The sequence below is a fragment of the Niameybacter massiliensis genome (genome assembly GCF_001282685.1).
GTDB classification, from domain to species: Bacteria; Bacillota; Clostridia; order Lachnospirales; family Cellulosilyticaceae; genus Holtiella; species Holtiella tumoricola.
Window position 1 is genome coordinate 930204 of the sequence record NZ_LN875035.1, and the last position, 17565, is coordinate 947768.

Consider the following 17565-nt stretch of genomic DNA (forward strand, 5'->3'; position numbering starts at 1 on the left):
TAAATAGTCTTTAGTAACGCTTATTGATTTCTAATTTTCTCATCCAGCTCATTTAGGTATTCCCAGCGTGCCATCTTTTCTTCTAATGCAAGTTCTACATTTTCCTTTTCGGCCATAAGCTCACCTAATCTACTATAGTTACTTGCTTCTTTCACCATTTCCGCTTCTAATGCTTCAAGCTTTAACTCTAGATTTTCAATATCACTATCTATAGATTCAAATTCTTTTTTTTCATTGTAACTCATTTTAAGTTTTGTTTGAGTATTTTTCTTCCATGTATCTGCTTTTGCTTTAGATTCTTGTATAGACGAATTGGCTTCTTTTACTTCTTCTTTACGATAAGCAATATAATCTGAGTAGCCACCAACACTATCACGAATCACTCCATTTCCTTCAAATACAAAAAGTTTATCAGAAATACGATCCAAGAAGTATCTATCATGAGATACTGCAATCACAGGCCCATTAAAGTGCTCAATATAATCTTCTAAGATCTGAAGAGTTTGAATATCTAAGTCATTAGTCGGCTCATCCAGCAAGAGAACATTCACATCGTTCATAAGTACACCCAGTAGATAAAGACGTCTTCTCTCTCCCCCTGAAAGTTTACCAATCGGTGTATATTGCATATGAGAAGGGAATAAGAATCTTTCAAGCATTTTACTTGCAGATACTAAGCTTCCATCTTCAGAACGTACGTACTCTCCACGTTCTTTGACATAATCTATAACGCGCATGCTATCATCCATGTCTTTACTCTCTTGACTATAGTAACCAATGCGTACCGTTTCGCCAATTTCAATTACGCCACTATCAGGAGTCAGCTCACCTGTAATCAGATTGAGTAACGTAGACTTACCAAGACCGTTATTCCCAATAATTCCAATACGCTCACCTTTAATGAAGTTATAAGTAAAATCACGAATCAGTATACGATCTCCAAAGGCTTTAGATACATTTTCCATCTCAATGACTTTTTTCCCAAGTCTAGAAGTTGCAAGACCAATATCCATTTTATCTGTTTGTTTAAATTGCATATTGTCTTTCAGTTCGTGGAAGCGATCTTGTCTCGCTTTTTGCTTTGTACGACGTGCCTCTACCCCTTTACGCATCCATTCTAATTCTTGCTTGTAAAGTGTTTTTTGTTTTTCTTCTAAACGTTGCTGCATGATGGCACGTTCTGCACTGATTTCTAAGTACTTTCCATAGTTCCCATCATAAGTATAAAGTTTACCATCTTCTAGTTCTGCAATTTTATTGGTTACACGATCTAAGAAGTAACGGTCATGGGTTACCATCAGAACGGCACATTTTTTATTTTTTAAGATTTCTTCTAAATAATCGATGGTATCATTATCTAAATGGTTAGTCGGCTCGTCCATAATAAGTAAGTTACAAGGACGAATAAGGGCACCCGCTAAAGCTATACGCTTCTTTTGCCCCCCTGATAAGTTGCCAACCTTTTGATTGAAATCTGTAATACCAAGTTTAGTTAAGATTGCTTTAGCTTCACTTTCTGCCTGCCATGCATCTACTGCATCCATCTCAGTTGTTAAACTAAGAAGCTTTTCTTGAAGCTTTGTGTTATCTGGATCTTTTTCTAAAGCTACAGATGTTTCTTCATAATTTTTAAGAACTTGCATAAATCTAGATGTCCCTTTAAAGATTTGTTCAATCACTGTGGCATCTTCTTCAAAGTATGGATTTTGAGGAAGATACTCTATCATCAACTCATTAGAAGTTACAAGATCTCCTCCATCTGCTGTTTCAAATCCTGCTAATATTTTAAGGAGACTGGATTTACCTGTCCCATTAATCCCAATTAAACCAATTTTATCTTCACTATGGATACTTAAGGATAATTGATTGAAAATAACTTTTTCTCCATAGACTTTACGTATATCCGTTGCTGCTAATAAAATCATATTTTTCCTCGCTCTCACTTCTTAAAATGATATCCCTATTATAGCATATTCCACTTGTTTTGCATTGTTTTTGTAATATGTGATATACTTTTCTTAATTGGATTTAATTATATTACTAAAGAAAGCTGGGATTAAAATATGGTAAACGAACCTGTCATTAAACGTTTTTTAGACTACGTAAAAGTGGATACAACTTCTGATTCTCGGAGTACAACCTTTCCAAGCACAACTACACAAATCGAATTTGCTAAACAGCTTAAAGCAGAATGTGAAAAAATTGGTTTAACAGAAGTCACTTTAGATGAGTACGGCTATGTTATGGCTACATTACCTGCTAATACAAACAAGGTCCTTCCTACTATTGGCTTTATTGCGCATATGGATACAGCACCAGACTTTACAGGAAAAGGTGTAAAACCTCAAGTAGTAGAGAATTATCAAGGTGGCGATATCCTTCTTAATGAAAAAGAAAATATTAAACTTTCTCCTACTCAGTTTCCAGTCTTAAATGAAAAAATAGGTGAAACACTTATTACAACAGATGGTACAACTCTTTTAGGTGGAGATGATAAAGCAGGAATTGCCGCTATTTTAACAGCTTGCGAGCACCTTATAAATCATCCTGAGCTTCCTCATGGCAAAATCCGTATCGGCTTTACACCTGATGAAGAAGTTGGTCATGGTGCTGATCACTTTGACGTAGCTAAATTTGGTTGTGACTTTGCGTATACTGTAGATGGTAGTGGTGCGCCTGAGCTACAATCTCAAACTTTCAATGCTGCTTCTGCACATATTGTTGTACAAGGTGTAAGTGTTCATCCTGGAGCTGCTAAAGATAAGATGAAAAACAGTTTACTTATGGCCTATGAACTTCATAGCTTACTTCCTGCCGATGAAGTACCTGAAAAGACAGAGCTCTTTGAAGGCTTCTACCTCCTTCATGATTTAGCAGGTTCTGTAGATCTTACAACCATGGATTATATTATCCGTGACCACAGTAAAGAAATCTTTGAACAACGCAAACAAAAAATGAGTGAAGTTGTTGCTACAATGAACGCACGTTATGGTGAAGGTAGCTTTACCCTTACACTCACAGATAGCTATTACAATATGAGTGAAATTATTGACCAACATCCACACGTTATGGAACTTGCTACAAAAGCTTTCCAAAACCTAGGTATTACACCAAATACAGATCCAATCCGTGGTGGTACAGATGGTGCAAGACTTTCCTTCATGGGACTTCCTACACCTAACTTCTTTACAGGTACTTATAATGGACACGGCCGCTATGAATTCGTAGTCGCAAGTGAGCTCATTGCCGCTTATAAAGTAATCTTAGAAATCGTAAAAGTTAGTACCCAAAATTAATTTTAAAAAGAGTGCGCATAAAGTTTATGGCGCACTCTTTTTTATTCTTCTTTAGAATCTATTATTAGCACACTACATCTTTCACCAACTTCTTGACTTGTATTAAGTGCTTGAAAGGCTTTAAGCTGGCGCATAATCAAGTTATCCTTTTCATATTTAATAGACCAAGCTACTATAGGTACAAAAATCCCCCCTATAACAACACATATAATCATATCTTCCATGGTATCTACTAAACTTCCCAGCTGAGCATTTGTCCCAAAGAAGGTATCTCCAACAAATTCGCAGATTTCCCAAAAGACTGCACTTGCAGATACAGTCATAAATAGGAACCAGCCAATGACCTTATACTGTCTTTTCTCAAACAATATAAATTCTGGATCTATAAGTCTTAAAAGGACTACGCCTGCAATAACTACCAATACTGCTGAGAGGCCATGTAAGAAAATATCCCACCAACTTATATAATCATACGCTCTTAAATAGGTCCCTCCCCACTGCGCTAACATGGAGAAGATCACAAGAAAGTTCCTCATAAATTTCGTCAGTTGTATATGAAATACTTTATTTAATACTTCTGGTATAAAGGTAATAGCAATGACTGAAGTAATAATAACCATATTCAACCACTGTCCTATAAGTCCTAGAACAACTAAATTTAAGATAAGCAAAATACGTATACTATAAATAAACCACATATTGTTCTACCTATGCTTTCTATTCTATTTATTCTTATCTTATGAATTAAATCCTTCTATTTATTCATCACTATTTTAAATAAAACTTTAAAATTATCATTGACAAAAACTTTATTTGTAACTATAATCATCTTAACTAAATATTATATATTATTTATAAAATTCATTTTTGGATTTTATAAAATGTTAAAAGGGAGTAGTTAAAATATATCATCAACAATCGCGATTGCTTGCAATCTGGTGATATATACCATCTCATGGTTACAAGACTTTTAATATGATTTTCAGGTGATACTAACTGGAGATTATATTAAAGGTCTTTTTTTATTACTGTACCTTTTTTCATAGATTAAACACTCATAGGAGGGAAATTATGAATAAGTATTTTAACCAACCAACTTCTAAAGTACTCGATGAATTTAATGTTTCTTTAGAAGGACTTTCAACAAACCAGGCACAAAAGCAACTTGAAACCTACGGCCCCAATGCTCTTTCAGAGGGCAAAAAGAAAAGTGGTATTATCGTATTTCTTGAACAATTCAAAGATTTACTTGTTATCATTTTAATTGCTGCCGCTATTATCTCAATGCTCTCTGGTAATGTGGAAAGTACAATTGTTATTTTTGCAGTTATTATCTTAAATGCGATCTTAGGTACAGTCCAACACTTTAAAGCTGAAAAATCTCTGAGTAGCTTAAAAGCCCTTTCAGCACCTACTGCAAAGGTCATCCGTAATGGCTCTAAAATGGAACTTGCTTCAAGTGAAATTGTTCCAGGTGATATTCTATTTTTAGAAGCAGGAGATTTGATTGTTGCTGATGGTCGTGTACTTGAAAGTTATTCTCTACAGGTAAATGAAAGCTCACTAACAGGTGAATCTGAAAGTGTTTCTAAAATCACTGATGCTGTAGAAAAAGATGAACTTGCACTTGGTGACCAAGTGAATATGGTTTTCTCTGGCTCTCTTGTTACTTATGGACGTGGAATCATCCTTGTTACTGCTACGGGTATGCAAACTGAAATTGGTAAAATTGCTACTTTAATGAACCAAACACAACAAAAGAAAACACCTCTTCAAGCAAACCTTGATGACTTTAGCAAAAAACTTGCTTTTATTATTCTTATTATCTGTGCAGGTGTATTTGCACTCAGTATTTATAGAAAAGTGCCAGTACTTGATTCTTTAATGTTTGCTGTTGCACTTGCTGTTGCTGCTATTCCTGAAGCTTTAAGTTCTATTGTAACCATTGTACTTGCTTTAGGCACTCAAAAGATGGCTAAACAAAATGCCATCATGAAAGAACTTAAAGCAGTTGAAAGCTTAGGAAGTATTTCTATTATTTGTTCTGATAAAACAGGTACATTAACGCAAAACAAAATGACTACTAAAAAAGTATATCTTGACCACGCACTTATAGATGGTGAATCTCTAGATTATACAAAAGGCCTTGGACGTATTCTTCTCCAAAATGCTATTTTGGCTAATGACTCTACCAATCAAGGTGGGCAAGAAATTGGTGATCCAACAGAAGTTGCCCTTGTTAATTTAGGTGGTCGTCTAGGACTTAGTGAAATTTCACTTAGAAATGAATATCCTCGTCTTAGTGAATTACCTTTTGACTCCGATAGAAAATTAATGACAACACTCCATCATATTGATGAACAATATCTTATGTTTACAAAAGGTGCAGTAGATGTTCTCCTTGGACGTACAACACATATCGCTACTGCTTCTGGCATTCGTCCGATTACAGAAGAAGATATGGATAAGATTACTGCTGCAAATCAATCCCTTTCTGAAAACGGTCTACGTGTCCTAGCATTTTCTTACAAAGTCTTAGATGCTCAGAAAGAACTTACATTAGAAGATGAAAGCAATTATATTTTCCTCGGTCTCATTTCTATGATTGACCCACCTCGTGAAGAATCTAAAGCTGCTGTAGCAGATGCGCGCCTTGCTGGTATCAAACCTATTATGATTACAGGCGACCATCGTGTAACAGCTTCTGCTATTGCTAAAGAAATCGGTATCCTTGGACCAGATGATAAAGCAATCGAAGGTCAAACGCTTGATAAAATGACAGACACTGAACTTGATGAGCAACTTGAGCATATTGCAGTCTATGCACGTGTTTCACCAGAAAATAAAATTCGTATCGTTGATGCATGGCAAAGAAAAGGTAAGATTGTTGCTATGACCGGTGATGGTGTAAATGATGCACCAGCTCTTAAAAAGGCTGATATCGGTATTGCCATGGGTATTACAGGTACTGAAGTTTCAAAAGATGCTGCTGCTATGATTTTAACTGATGATAACTTTGCAACCATTGTTAAAGCCATTACAAATGGACGTAATGTGTATACAAATATCAAGAATGCTATTAAGTTCTTACTTTCTGGTAACACCTCTGGTATATTAGCTGTTTTATATACCTCTTTAATGGCACTTCCAATGCCATTTGCACCTGTTCACTTACTCTTCATCAACTTAGTAACAGATAGCTTACCTGCTATTGCAATTGGTATGGAACCTGCTAATGATGATTTATTAAGACAAAAACCTCGTGATCCTAAAGCTTCTATTTTATCTAAAGACTTCTTAATGCGTATCCTTGTAGAAGGTAGTATCATTGGTATATTTACAATGATTGCTTATTATATAGGATTAGAAGTAACACCAGCTCATGCAAGTACAATGGCTTTTGCAACCTTATGTCTTGGTCGTTTATTCCACGGTTTTAACTGTCGTGGTAAAAAGTCAATTGTTCATCTTGGACTATTCTCTAATAGATATAGCGTAGGTGCTTTTGTTCTTGGTTTCTTACTTTTAAATGCTGTACTCTTTATACCAGGTGTTAAAGATTTATTTGTTATTGCACCACTTACAATGAATCAAGTCTTCACCATTTATGGTTTAGCATTTATGCCAACCTTAATCATTCAAGTTTATAAATTTATCCGTGAAATGGTTATGAAAAATAAATAGCAAAAAAATAACCTTCATTATATAGGAGCCTCTAAACTTTGGCACTGCCTAAGTCTAGAGGCTCTTTTATTTATTATTACATAATTAGTTTATATATTTTTGATATAATAACTTTAGACCTCAAATTGAAAGGAGATCTTAGATGAAAAGAAAATTATGGGGATACCTACTTGTTTTAGTAGGTGCACTTGCGTACATTTACGTTGAATTACCTGTCTTTAATCCTCGTTTTACATCACTTTATGTGTTTGTAGCAGGTATCGCATTATTGCTCGGCTTCTTCTCTTTAAAAGGACCAAGTTTAATTACAGTTGAAGGTGATCACTCTCTCTTCAATGTACCTAAGCTTGCCAAACTCTTCTTTGGTATTGGTATACTTGCCATCATTGTAACCGTTGCGGCGCCTTTCGTCCTTTCAGCACCTTTTCTTCACTCTAGTAAATATCGTGAACTTTTAGGTACTGTACAAGAAAGTCAGTTTACTTCTGACATTAGCCCTGTCAGCGTAGCAGATATTCGCCTTGTAGACCGTGAGACAGCTATTCGTCTTGGGGATAAAAAAATCGGTGAAGTACCTGCTCTTGGTAGTATTTCAAAACTTGGCGAGTTCCATATTCAAAGTGTTAACGGCTCACTTTACTGGGTTGCACCTCTTGTGCACCGTGATACCATTAAATGGCTTACTAACTTAGGTGGTACAACAGGTTATATTATGGTTTCTGCAACTAACCCACAAGATGTTCGTTTTGTTCAAGAATTAGATGGACAGCCTGTTAAAATTGTTTATCAACCAGATGCTTATTTACATCAAGATTTAGCAAGACATGTTTACTTAAACGGCCATACCAATATAGGCCTTACTGATTTCACTTTCGAAATTGATGATAATGGTATACCTTATTGGGTTGTCACACTTTATGACCACAAAATTGGCTTCGGTGGAAGTGATGCGGTAGGTGTTGCTACAGTTAATGCCACAACAGGAGAAATTGCATCTTATAGCATTGAAGATGCACCAACTTGGATTGATCGTATCCAACCTGAAAGTTTCATTGGTTCACAAATCCGCGACTGGGGTGTCTATGTAGAAGGTTTCTTAAATGCTGTGATTACAGAAGCTAATGTACTCGTTCCAACAACAGGCATGTCACTTGTATATGGTGAAGATGGTAAAAGTTACTGGTACACAGGAATTACTTCTTCTGGAGCAGATGAATCTACTATTGGCTTTATGCTTGTAGATACACGTACAAAAGAATCTAAACTCTACAAACAACCAGGTGCAACAGAGGTTGCAGCCATGCGTTCAGCTGAAGGTAAAGTACAAGAAAAAGGTTATACCGCTACCTTCCCTGTTATGTATAACATTTTAGGACAGCCAACTTATGTTATGTCTTTAAAAGATAAAGCAGGACTTATTAAAATGGTTTCCTTTGTCTCTGTTGAGGATTATAGCTTAGTAGGCCTTGGAGAAAACAAAGAAGAAGCCCTTCGTAGTTATCAAGAAGCTCTCAAATCAAAGGGCAACCAAATTAACATTGGTAATCAAGCAACACACCTTGAAGCAAAAGGGATTATTACACGCTTTAATGCAGATGTTCAAAGCGGTAATACCTACTACTACTTCACTATTGATACCATGCCAAATAATGTGTTCATTACTAATTCTGCTCTTTCAAAAGAACTTCCTCTTACTCAAGTAGGAGATTCTATTACACTACTTTACGATGACTATGGTCAAGGCAATGTAGATCTTGTAGAATTTGATAACTTAGCACTGTCTATTAAATAATTCAAAAGGGACTCACCTATTACTGGTGAGTCCCTTTAATCTATATAAGTTAAGTTATTTTCTTAGGAAGTGTTACTTAGATAGTGTTAAAAGTTCTATATGAACTTGTTCTTCAAGGTGTAAGCGTACCATTGTGAGTGGTAATCCAAATCGTCTCTTGCCACATCCACCTGGATTGATCCAAGTAGTTTTACTTGAGTAATGTAAATCAAATTGATGGGAATGCCCACTGATTACAAAATCATATCCTTTAGGCAATATTTTTTCACTCTTTAAGTCATGTACCATATAAAATTGGTAGCCTGCTATTTCAATCTCTAATCGTTCTTTTAACCCTAAACTATCGCTATCATTATTCCCTTGAATTGCATAAGTAGTCGCTATACTTTCTAGTTGCCTAAGAATCTCTTGATCTCCTACATCTCCTGCATGAAAAATATAATCACAGGTTGATAATGTATGAATAACTTCTTCTTTTAATATGCCATGAGTATCTGATATAATACCAATTTTCATCTTATGAGTCTTTGCTCCTTTATGTCATTTGAAACCATTATCTCATACTTCTACAGCTTCTTCATCCCATTTTGTCACACATGCTTTCACATTATGTGAAAAAGCTTCTAATAATGTTTCTTTATTTTGATAATAATACTTTTGCATGCGTTTAGATACACTTGGTGGATATTCGTAACGTATTTGCTTAATCCCTGCCTCAAGCCCTGCTACTGCCAAGTCACGCATACTATTTTCATCCATTTGTGCTAAAAAACTTTCAGCATTTCCACCTATCTTTTCCTCTACCATTTGACGTACATGGTCATTGTCTGTAAGTTGTTCTTTTGCTTGATATAAAATTGTGTAAGCATCCATATGTGTTGTCATACTTACCACTCCTTTCCCCTTTAAAACTCTTCTCATAATTTACCCTTTTGTCATTTATTATTGTATTATTATTTCCAAATTTTGTAAAGCTATTTTTTAGCAAATTGCATTATTTTCTGAAATAAACATTGAGCATATATACAGTTATATAGTCCCATCATAAAAGTCACTTTTAGTAATTATGAATACATTCTATATTTCTTTTTATACATTTTGCCTTTACAACTTATTCTCTATACATTTTATCTAGTTATTGATGCTTTTTTGTTATCATTTTATAAAGTTATTTTCCTTTTAGCCAACTTTACAAGAAGTCTCTACTTCCTTTTATAATCAATTTATATTGCTATATAATCTCTATAATCCTATTTATTAATCTATAGATTTAATGATTCTGGACAAACTATATCGTATGGACAAAATTGTTATCTAGGAGGTTTTGACTTATGAAAAAAAGAGGTATCTTTTGGCTTGCGTTTCTCCTTATAATCTCAACACTGATCCCGGTTTTTGCAAGCCAAGCAGATAATACTAAAATTGACTGGTGGCTTGTACGTAGCAAAGATCATTCTACACCTCGTGTTAATGATAAACTCAATTTTCAACTTGCAGATTATGATGCCTATTATGTAGGAGATACTTCATCAAAAGTACTTTATCTTACTTTTGATGAAGGTTATGAAAAAGGTTATACGCCTCAAATTTTAGATACTCTAAAAGCAAAGAATGTTAAAGCAATCTTTTTTGTAACTTCACCTTATGTAACAACAAATCCTGAGCTTATCAAACGTATGGTAGACGAAGGACACATTGTAGCAAACCATTCCAATCACCATCCTTCTATGCCATCATGTGCAGGCAACCCTGATAAGTTTGCTGCTGAACTAAGTGATGTGGCAAGTAAATATGAAGCAATCACCGGTCAACCTATGGTTAAACTTTTCCGTCCACCAATGGGACATTACTCACAAAAAAGTTTAGCCATGACTAAAGAGTTAGGTTATAAAACTATTTTCTGGAGTTTTGCTTATAGTGATTATGATGTGAATAAGCAACCAGCACCTGACACTGCAAAGAAACTCATTCTTAATAATCTTCATAATGGTTCTATTATGCTATTACATGCTATTTCTAAAACCAACACTCAAATTTTAGGTGATGTGATTGATGAAGCTCACAACATGGGCTATACTTTTGAATTATTCCAATAACCTATTTTAAAACAAAATATGTCTTAGACCACTACTAAAGTGATCTAAGACATGTTTTATTTTTTCATATTCTATTAAACAAATAATGCATTAAAATCTAATTCAAATGGAAGTTCCTGTGGAACCTCTTCTAAAGCTTGAATCCTATCCCATACTACAGCCGCAAAAAGTTCCCCTTCTCTGATGTCATCAACCTCTATATAACTGTTTTTATAAATAAGTCTTCTTGCCTTATTGACGTTTTTACACTGCGCATAAGCATAAGCTCTATATAGACTAATACGTGTATTGTGCTTAACTTCTTCTGGTAAGTATTCACTCACTTCTATAAGTTCTGTATAGGCTTCATTTTGCACTAACAGTGACATGCAACTTTTTACTAAGCCTATATCATCTTGACGTCTTAATATAGCTTTCAAACTATATGTTACCGTTTGTGCTTGGTCTCCTTTTAGGTTCCAAGCTACAGCTAATGCATGGCTATTAAAAGCATTTGCTTCTAACCTTAAAGATTCTTTAAAACAATCGATTGCTTCATCTATTTTTTGTCTCACTAAATGATTAAGTCCTAAATGATACCAAGCATATCCATTTAATAAATCTTTATTTTGTACTACATCTTGCAATAACTCATAGTAGGTATCATCAATCATGTAGCTACCTGGTACTTCAGGCCAAGCACCTATAGTCCCCTCTTTTAAGAGTTTAATCCATTGATTGTCCACAGGTATATGACCAAAGTCTAGATGACTACTTAATGGTGTTAGTCCCTTAGATTCTCTTCGTCTATTTTCCACTGCACCAAAGATTCCACCTTCTTTGATGACTTGTGCTGGCTTTAGCGCTATACTTTCTCTTGTTTCTGATAGACACTTTTCTAGCATTTCAGCAGGCAATCTGCTTTCTAACTCCCTTGTTACCAGTTCTCTTAATTGATACCAGTCACCTTGTACAGTCTCTTTATCCACTTGCATAGGGCCATACGCTTCTATCCATTCCCATTCACTTTCTTCTGGCATAGGTAAGCAACCATATTGAGTCTTTGCTAAGCCTGCTTGAATTTCTATATACGGACCTGCTTGCTCATTGAGATACTGTTGCCATCTCTGGCTTCCTCTTGTTTGCCCCCACACAAATAGCTTACGTCCTTCTAATCTACTTGTCGACGTTTGGATTAATCCATATCCTTCTTCATTTAAGTATGTAATATATTTTCGTTTATTTTCATCAATATCAAAGAAATAATCTACAGAAATAGGAATTTCCTTTGGATTAGTAATATCTATACCATTTACCTTAGGCACTTCTACTTTGTAAACTACATTATCTGCATTAGTATAGGCTGATTCTGCCTCTACAACAAGTCTTCCTTTTTCTTGTTCATTTACAGCAATATTACTCCACCAATACATTGGTACAACTTCTTTATTAGGATTTACAATACGCATACGGCACATGAGATATCTAGAATCTTCAGGTAGGAAGAAGTCCATTTGATAAGTTACCTTACGAATACGTTCATATTCATACATACGAAGTACCGGCATACCATCCACTTCTAATTGACCCACAAAAAGTTGTTCACACGTAAAAGGTGAGTGACCAATAACACCTATATTCCACTCAACCCCTCCACTTACCCATGCATTACGTACAGCTAAATTACTTGGTCTAATGACATCATTCACATACAACAATTCTTTTTTAGCTACTTTATCATAAAGAGACCACAATCTGCCTCCTAGACTCGGTATAAAAAGTGCACATATAAAATCATTTTCTAACTTTACAACCTCTACTTCTGTTTCTTGCAATTGCCTTGTATACACATTTTGTTCTGTATAAGGGTAAATGGTCGCCACCTTTCCATAACCTATATTCGCTTTGTCATCTGGTACTAATTGACTTTCTAATGAATTTTGCAAAATACTGATTCCAGAAATAAAAGGTACTGTTGCCCCTTCATTCCACTTACTTACTCTCATCCATTGTTTCTCAAAAGTTATTGTTGTTTGCATAGTTTTCTCCTTGTAAATGATTAAAGGCTACTCTATTTTATTATAAAGTAGCGCCTTCATTATACCTATGCATTATTTTTACTTTGTTATGTATTTTTTATATTCTTTTATATTTTAGTTTTTTGTTAGTTTATGGGTATATGTTCTTAATTTAGTATCTTCAAGAAGCATATGTTGCATAATCCAAAGCTCTATATAGCTTTTTAGCTCATTGATAATAGGCAATGGCTCTTTTTCTAATTGAATATAGTTAATTTTATTAATTTCTTCTTTAAAAGCTATATGCTGTTTTCTATGGTTATCTAGCTCTAAAAACTCTGTAACTTCCATAATTTTTTCCTCTTCATAAAAGTGATATGTTGAATAATCACGTACTTCACATATCAATTTAACAAAATCATTATACTCATACTGAGAACACTTCGTCAAAACCATTTGTTCTAAGTCCCTAAGCATTCTAAAAAGTTCTTTATGTTGTGCATCTATCGTTTCAATCCCTATTTCAAAGGCATTATTCCAAGTTGAAACCATTTTAGTCCTCCCTCATTATGTCGTCCTTCTATTATATAACAAATTTTCCCATTATCAAGAACATAAAAAAGAAAGTTAAAGTTATTTTCTCTTTAACCTTCTCTTGATTACTCCCATTTACCACTTATTGCGTACACTTTCAGCAAATCCTAATAAGTCTCTTACCTTTATTTCTGTCCCATCATCTAAAATCACTTTCCCTGTATATTTCCCAAATACTTGCTGTTGATCACTTAGGATAATACCATAAGAATGATAATCTTTACGATTGACAATTGGTTTAAATTCCATTTCGAATCTGCCATCACTTGAATGAAACTTCCATAGTATTCCGACTTCATCTTGTTTTGGGACGATTGCTTTAACAGCTTCTAACTTATACTGCAAACCTTTATAGAAAAAGCAGTTTTCACTGGTTCCATTTGTATCTCCAAAACCACATCCTATATTAAAGCCTATTTCTTCATTGTCTACTGTTCCCATTGCAGCACCCCAGTACCAATGACTTTTGTAAGGCCATACACCTCTTCCCCAATCCAAGAGCGCTCTCGCATTATTTTGCCTAAAGGTTAAAAACTGCTTTCCTGCTTTTACATAACCTCTTGCACACATACCTATTATTTTTTGATTATAATAAAAAGCTTTTTTATCCTCTTTAAAAGGTGTAACCGTTACAATACTCTCTTTAGGCTCATCACTTAATATAAATTCACATTCGAAAGGCTTATCTTTCTCAAACTCTTTCATGTAACATCTCAGACGTCTTTCTTTTTTATGAGTATAAAAATGCACTTCCACCTGATGATCTACATAACGTATATCTCCTGTCTTAGATGTATGAGGTAACTTTAATTTTCCAAAAGTAAAAGGAATCATATGTGTCTTCGTCTTATAAGTCTTGTTTTTAAAATCTAATAGAGAAATACTCACAAGACCCATGTAGCTATTATCTGCAATGGTTAATGCTACGCCATAATGAGATGTTGTAATTAAGTAATAATCCCATTCCTTAATCCTCCACTTTGAGGCCTGAATATCTTCTCTATCATACTCTAATATAAGTGAAGTGCTGTACCCTCTATCACATAATTCTCCCTCAGTATTTAAAAGTTTTCCTTTTGTTGTAAGCTGTTGTTGCATAACCTCACCCTCTTTGCCCTATATCTCCTCACTAATAGTTTATGCATATGAAAATTGTAATACGCCTGTTACCAAGTATTCATTTTTTTGTGATATGATAATAAACATATAATATCAAAACACTAGTAAAAAGGAGATTCAAATATGCCTAAGCGCCTTTTTAAAATATTTATTAAGTCTGCATGTATTACTTTAGGAGGACTATTTTTAACTGGAATTGCAAGCTTTTACATTTTAATTATGTCTGGTTGGGTACGCCCTACACAAGATTTATGGGTAACAACGGCCATGACAACTTTAAATCATAAATGGCTTGCAACAGCTTTTATTAAACAAGATAAAATAGATGAAATTATGAAACGTAATGAAGTGGATGACTCTGGTTATCAAACCTCTACTGATCTTGTAGAAATTCCAAAGCAAGAAGATTCCTCAAATGAAGATATCCCTCTAGAAGATACATATCTTGCTCAAGGTTATAAAGAACTTGAAGAAGGGATTTATCTTAAAGATGTATCAGGTAGTACTTGGAAAGGTAAATTAATGCTCATCAGTGACCCTTCTCGTGTCACACTTGCCCAAACACGCTATCAATATGAACGTGGCGATCTGGTCAAAACAATGGTTGCTACCCATGAAGCACGAGCAGGTATTAACGCTGGTGGTTTTGTTGATGGTCCCAACTATGATTCAAACGGCGGAACACCCGCTGGGCTCCTCATCGTAGATAATCAACTTATTCAATCTAACGGAAATATGAAACATAGTGTGATTGGCTTTAATCAAGATAATGTCTTAGTCCTTGGCAAAATGACGAAACAAGAAGCCTTAGATGCTAACTTACGTGATGCCGTAGATTTCAAACCCTTCCTTATTGTAAACGGTGAAACCACAATCAAAGAAGGTACAGGAGGTTGGGGTATTGCTCCACGTACAGCCATTGGCCAACGCCCTACAGGTGAAGTACTCTTCCTTTGTATCGACGGTAGACAGCCAGGCTATAGTATCGGTGTAGACTTAGATGTTCTCCAAAATACCTTACTTGCAGAAGGTTGCATTAATGCAGCTATGTTAGATGGCGGTAGCTCAACTGTTATGTACTATGACAACGACTATGTAAACAAACCAAGTTTAGGACACGAACGTTATATCAACAACGCATGGATTATTAAATAACAAAAAAGATGTGTACGGCAGTAAATGCCTACACATCTTTTTCTATTTAGTCTAGTAAAAAGTCTCTGATATCCTAATTTTTGGGGAAGTAATACTCTCTAGTAGCTTATAAAATAAATATTTGGTTAAGTGTGAGGGCATGTAGGCAAGTTTATTGTATTCCAACTTCTAGTCCTCGACTTTTAAGAGAGGCTAAGTTCATTCCATCAAACTAACGGTCAAAACTCAGAAAAGAAGTTCACTTTTCTTCAGACATTTCCCTAAAACCAGTTTGATTCCATTCTCTAAGCCTCTCTAAAAAGTCTGTGGAGAAAGTTTCCATACACTAACTCACCTTACTGCCCATCACATCATAACCCTTCCGGTAGAAAGATAGCAAAACTACATGACCCATTTTCTAAACATCCTTCATATGAAAGTGCCTAATCATTTCCGAGTTTAGATCAAAAGTACTATCAATTCTACAAAGCGTGTCTTACTTAACCCAGTAGCAAAAGGCATTGATACCTGCAAGGTTTTGCCTTCTGAAGAAGAAACATTTACTCCGATCTCTTCACCACGGTGAACTACTGGAAGTGAAAACTTACCTAACTGAGTAGAAAAGGGCGGTGATGCGTGGGTGACCTCCATGTAGCTTTTTTCGAGGATGGGCTTAGAATGTGTTAACGAATATGAAGGAAGGCTTTTGTGCGAGTGTCTGAGCGTTAGCGAGTTTTCGCACATTCTGACTGAATAGGAGTTTACACATTCTTAGTCCATTTGAGCAAAAGCGAAAGGGAGAGCACATACGTAGTGCCGACCGGTCTACCTCAACTACTAAGTTTTCACTCCATAAAATATTTATTTTATAAGGCTATAATACTCTGTGTCGCCTTCTACACCCGTAATCAACCAAAAGCCTTTACCGTTTTGGTCTACATGTTCCACAAATACTTTTTGCTGAATATGTCCACTTACTTTTCCTTGAAGCATTTCATCGTATTGAAGTGTATAGACTTTATGCCCTTCATCTACTACTTCTGCTTGTTGGCTGACAAGTTTTCCAAGAGATGGACTAGAGCCACCTGTTACCCAACCTGAAAATTGCTCCATCACCTTTTTTTGTAGTGGTTCACTTAATGCACTATACTGCAAAGCACCACTTCTAGTTTGTTGTCCTCTACTCCATAAGGCAATAGCTTGTTCAGCTGTCGTTGGCTTGATCAGGCCTTCTAACGTTTTTACCTCTTCCTCAAGCTCACCCTTATCTAAATACTGAACTTGAAGTTTATCCTTTGATTGAATCTTGATAGAATCTGCTAGAAAAATAGTGTTTAGCCATTCTTCTCCTAAATACAAGGTATTGTCTGCTATTTTATAGTCATAAACTGCATAACTCGCACTATAATCTCCATCTTTAAGTTCTAAAGTAATAGACCTTTGTTCTAATTGTTGTCCATTTATTCCCTTTAGTGGATAAGGTGGCAACTCCATATTTCTAAGACGTGGAGGTAAGGGTTCTACATACTCCCTATTAGTTTCTTCTAAACCATTTAGGTAAGACAGATACAAATGTGAGAGCTTATAATCTACCTCCATAGAAAGGATATGTTCCTTTTTATTCCATGTTATAGACTTTGCTCCTAAGGTCTCTGCTACCTTTCGAATAGGTATGAGATTTTCTCCCTTTTCACAAATAATAGGTACACTCACTTCTACTTCTTTAGCTTGAATAGTATTAATCGAAGATAACATCAATAACACTGTTCCTACTAAAGCCGTTTTCTTCAAAGCTTGCTTCATACTACCACTTCCTTATATGGATTTATTTACTTTGTGCCTCTATGAAATAC

General features: G+C 35.2%; 14 protein-coding genes. 5 read left to right on the top strand and 9 right to left on the bottom strand.

Annotation, left to right across the window (positions count from 1 at the left end):
- Positions 1 to 20 precede the first annotated feature (20 nt).
- A complete protein-coding gene (locus BN2390_RS10100; protein ID WP_053984234.1) occupies positions 21 to 1925 on the bottom strand; it encodes an ABC-F family ATP-binding cassette domain-containing protein in 1905 nt (634 codons plus the stop codon).
- Between the two features lie 138 nt (positions 1926 to 2063).
- Here BN2390_RS10100 and pepT point away from each other — a divergent pair, with 138 nt between their 5' ends.
- On the top strand, positions 2064 to 3296 hold the full coding sequence (gene pepT / locus BN2390_RS10105) for a peptidase T (RefSeq protein ID WP_053984235.1): 1233 nt from the start codon (positions 2064 to 2066) through the stop codon (positions 3294 to 3296).
- Between the two features lie 41 nt (positions 3297 to 3337).
- On the opposite strand, the gene BN2390_RS10110 is transcribed toward pepT, so the two are convergent.
- Positions 3338 to 3994 carry a DUF2238 domain-containing protein gene (locus BN2390_RS10110; protein WP_053984236.1) on the bottom strand — a complete coding sequence of 219 codons (657 nt, stop codon included), beginning with the start codon at positions 3992 to 3994 and terminating at the stop codon, positions 3338 to 3340.
- 373 nt (positions 3995 to 4367) lie between these two features.
- Here BN2390_RS10110 and BN2390_RS10115 point away from each other — a divergent pair, with 373 nt between their 5' ends.
- Together BN2390_RS10115 and BN2390_RS10120 are read left to right on the top strand one after the other, a co-directional pair.
- Positions 4368 to 6980, top strand: a complete 2613-nt coding sequence (locus tag BN2390_RS10115; RefSeq protein WP_053984237.1) for a cation-translocating P-type ATPase — start codon at positions 4368 to 4370, stop codon at positions 6978 to 6980.
- 142 nt (positions 6981 to 7122) lie between these two features.
- A complete protein-coding gene (locus BN2390_RS10120) occupies positions 7123 to 8772 on the top strand; it encodes a hypothetical protein (RefSeq protein WP_053984238.1) in 1650 nt (549 codons plus the stop codon).
- 72 nt (positions 8773 to 8844) lie between these two features.
- Here the strand turns inward: BN2390_RS10120 and BN2390_RS10125 are convergent, their stop codons facing one another.
- Positions 8845 to 9288 carry a metallophosphoesterase family protein gene (locus tag BN2390_RS10125; protein WP_053984239.1) on the bottom strand — a complete coding sequence of 148 codons (444 nt, stop codon included), beginning with the start codon at positions 9286 to 9288 and terminating at the stop codon, positions 8845 to 8847.
- Between the two features lie 42 nt (positions 9289 to 9330).
- Positions 9331 to 9657, bottom strand: a complete 327-nt coding sequence (locus tag BN2390_RS10130) for a hypothetical protein (protein WP_053984240.1) — start codon at positions 9655 to 9657, stop codon at positions 9331 to 9333.
- 446 nt (positions 9658 to 10103) lie between these two features.
- Between BN2390_RS10130 and pdaA the strand changes: the two genes are divergently transcribed.
- A complete protein-coding gene (pdaA, locus tag BN2390_RS10135; RefSeq protein WP_053984241.1) occupies positions 10104 to 10868 on the top strand; it encodes a delta-lactam-biosynthetic de-N-acetylase in 765 nt (254 codons plus the stop codon).
- Between the two features lie 74 nt (positions 10869 to 10942).
- Here pdaA and BN2390_RS10140 read toward each other — a convergent pair whose 3' ends face one another.
- The 3 genes from BN2390_RS10140 to BN2390_RS10150 all read right to left on the bottom strand — a co-directional run bounded on the left by BN2390_RS10140 (position 10943) and on the right by BN2390_RS10150 (position 14557).
- Positions 10943 to 12886, bottom strand: a complete 1944-nt coding sequence (locus BN2390_RS10140) for a DUF5107 domain-containing protein (protein ID WP_053984242.1) — start codon at positions 12884 to 12886, stop codon at positions 10943 to 10945.
- A 114-nt stretch (positions 12887 to 13000) separates the two neighbouring features.
- Positions 13001 to 13417, bottom strand: a complete 417-nt coding sequence (locus BN2390_RS10145) for a bacteriohemerythrin (RefSeq protein ID WP_053984243.1) — start codon at positions 13415 to 13417, stop codon at positions 13001 to 13003.
- A gap of 117 nt (positions 13418 to 13534) precedes the next feature.
- Positions 13535 to 14557, bottom strand: a complete 1023-nt coding sequence (locus BN2390_RS10150; protein WP_053984244.1) for a DUF2804 domain-containing protein — start codon at positions 14555 to 14557, stop codon at positions 13535 to 13537.
- Between the two features lie 144 nt (positions 14558 to 14701).
- Here BN2390_RS10150 and BN2390_RS10155 point away from each other — a divergent pair, with 144 nt between their 5' ends.
- Entirely contained in the window at positions 14702 to 15733 is a 1032-nt protein-coding gene (locus tag BN2390_RS10155; RefSeq protein ID WP_053984245.1) for a phosphodiester glycosidase family protein, read from the top strand.
- A 438-nt stretch (positions 15734 to 16171) separates the two neighbouring features.
- Here BN2390_RS10155 and BN2390_RS21940 read toward each other — a convergent pair whose 3' ends face one another.
- Entirely contained in the window at positions 16172 to 16363 is a 192-nt protein-coding gene (locus tag BN2390_RS21940; RefSeq protein ID WP_198524898.1) for a hypothetical protein, read from the bottom strand.
- 210 nt (positions 16364 to 16573) lie between these two features.
- The gene (locus BN2390_RS10160) at positions 16574 to 17515 is read right to left on the bottom strand and encodes a hypothetical protein (protein WP_053984246.1); all 942 of its coding nucleotides are present in this window, start codon (positions 17513 to 17515) and stop codon (positions 16574 to 16576) included.
- Positions 17516 to 17565: the final 50 nt, after the last annotated feature.

Coding starts and splice junctions, on each gene's coding strand:
- BN2390_RS10130 (WP_053984240.1), bottom strand. CDS start 9,657: ATGACAACACATATGGATGCTTACACAATTTTATATCAAGCAAAAGAA.
- BN2390_RS10155 (WP_053984245.1), top strand. CDS start 14,702: ATGCCTAAGCGCCTTTTTAAAATATTTATTAAGTCTGCATGTATTACT.
- pepT (WP_053984235.1), top strand. CDS start 2,064: ATGGTAAACGAACCTGTCATTAAACGTTTTTTAGACTACGTAAAAGTG.
- BN2390_RS10110 (WP_053984236.1), bottom strand. CDS start 3,994: ATGTGGTTTATTTATAGTATACGTATTTTGCTTATCTTAAATTTAGTT.
- BN2390_RS21940 (WP_198524898.1), bottom strand. CDS start 16,363: ATGGAGGTCACCCACGCATCACCGCCCTTTTCTACTCAGTTAGGTAAG.
- BN2390_RS10160 (WP_053984246.1), bottom strand. CDS start 17,515: ATGAAGCAAGCTTTGAAGAAAACGGCTTTAGTAGGAACAGTGTTATTG.
- BN2390_RS10120 (WP_053984238.1), top strand. CDS start 7,123: ATGAAAAGAAAATTATGGGGATACCTACTTGTTTTAGTAGGTGCACTT.
- BN2390_RS10100 (WP_053984234.1), bottom strand. CDS start 1,925: ATGATTTTATTAGCAGCAACGGATATACGTAAAGTCTATGGAGAAAAA.
- BN2390_RS10125 (WP_053984239.1), bottom strand. CDS start 9,288: ATGAAAATTGGTATTATATCAGATACTCATGGCATATTAAAAGAAGAA.
- BN2390_RS10115 (WP_053984237.1), top strand. CDS start 4,368: ATGAATAAGTATTTTAACCAACCAACTTCTAAAGTACTCGATGAATTT.
- BN2390_RS10150 (WP_053984244.1), bottom strand. CDS start 14,557: ATGCAACAACAGCTTACAACAAAAGGAAAACTTTTAAATACTGAGGGA.
- BN2390_RS10140 (WP_053984242.1), bottom strand. CDS start 12,886: ATGCAAACAACAATAACTTTTGAGAAACAATGGATGAGAGTAAGTAAG.
- pdaA (WP_053984241.1), top strand. CDS start 10,104: ATGAAAAAAAGAGGTATCTTTTGGCTTGCGTTTCTCCTTATAATCTCA.
- BN2390_RS10145 (WP_053984243.1), bottom strand. CDS start 13,417: ATGGTTTCAACTTGGAATAATGCCTTTGAAATAGGGATTGAAACGATA.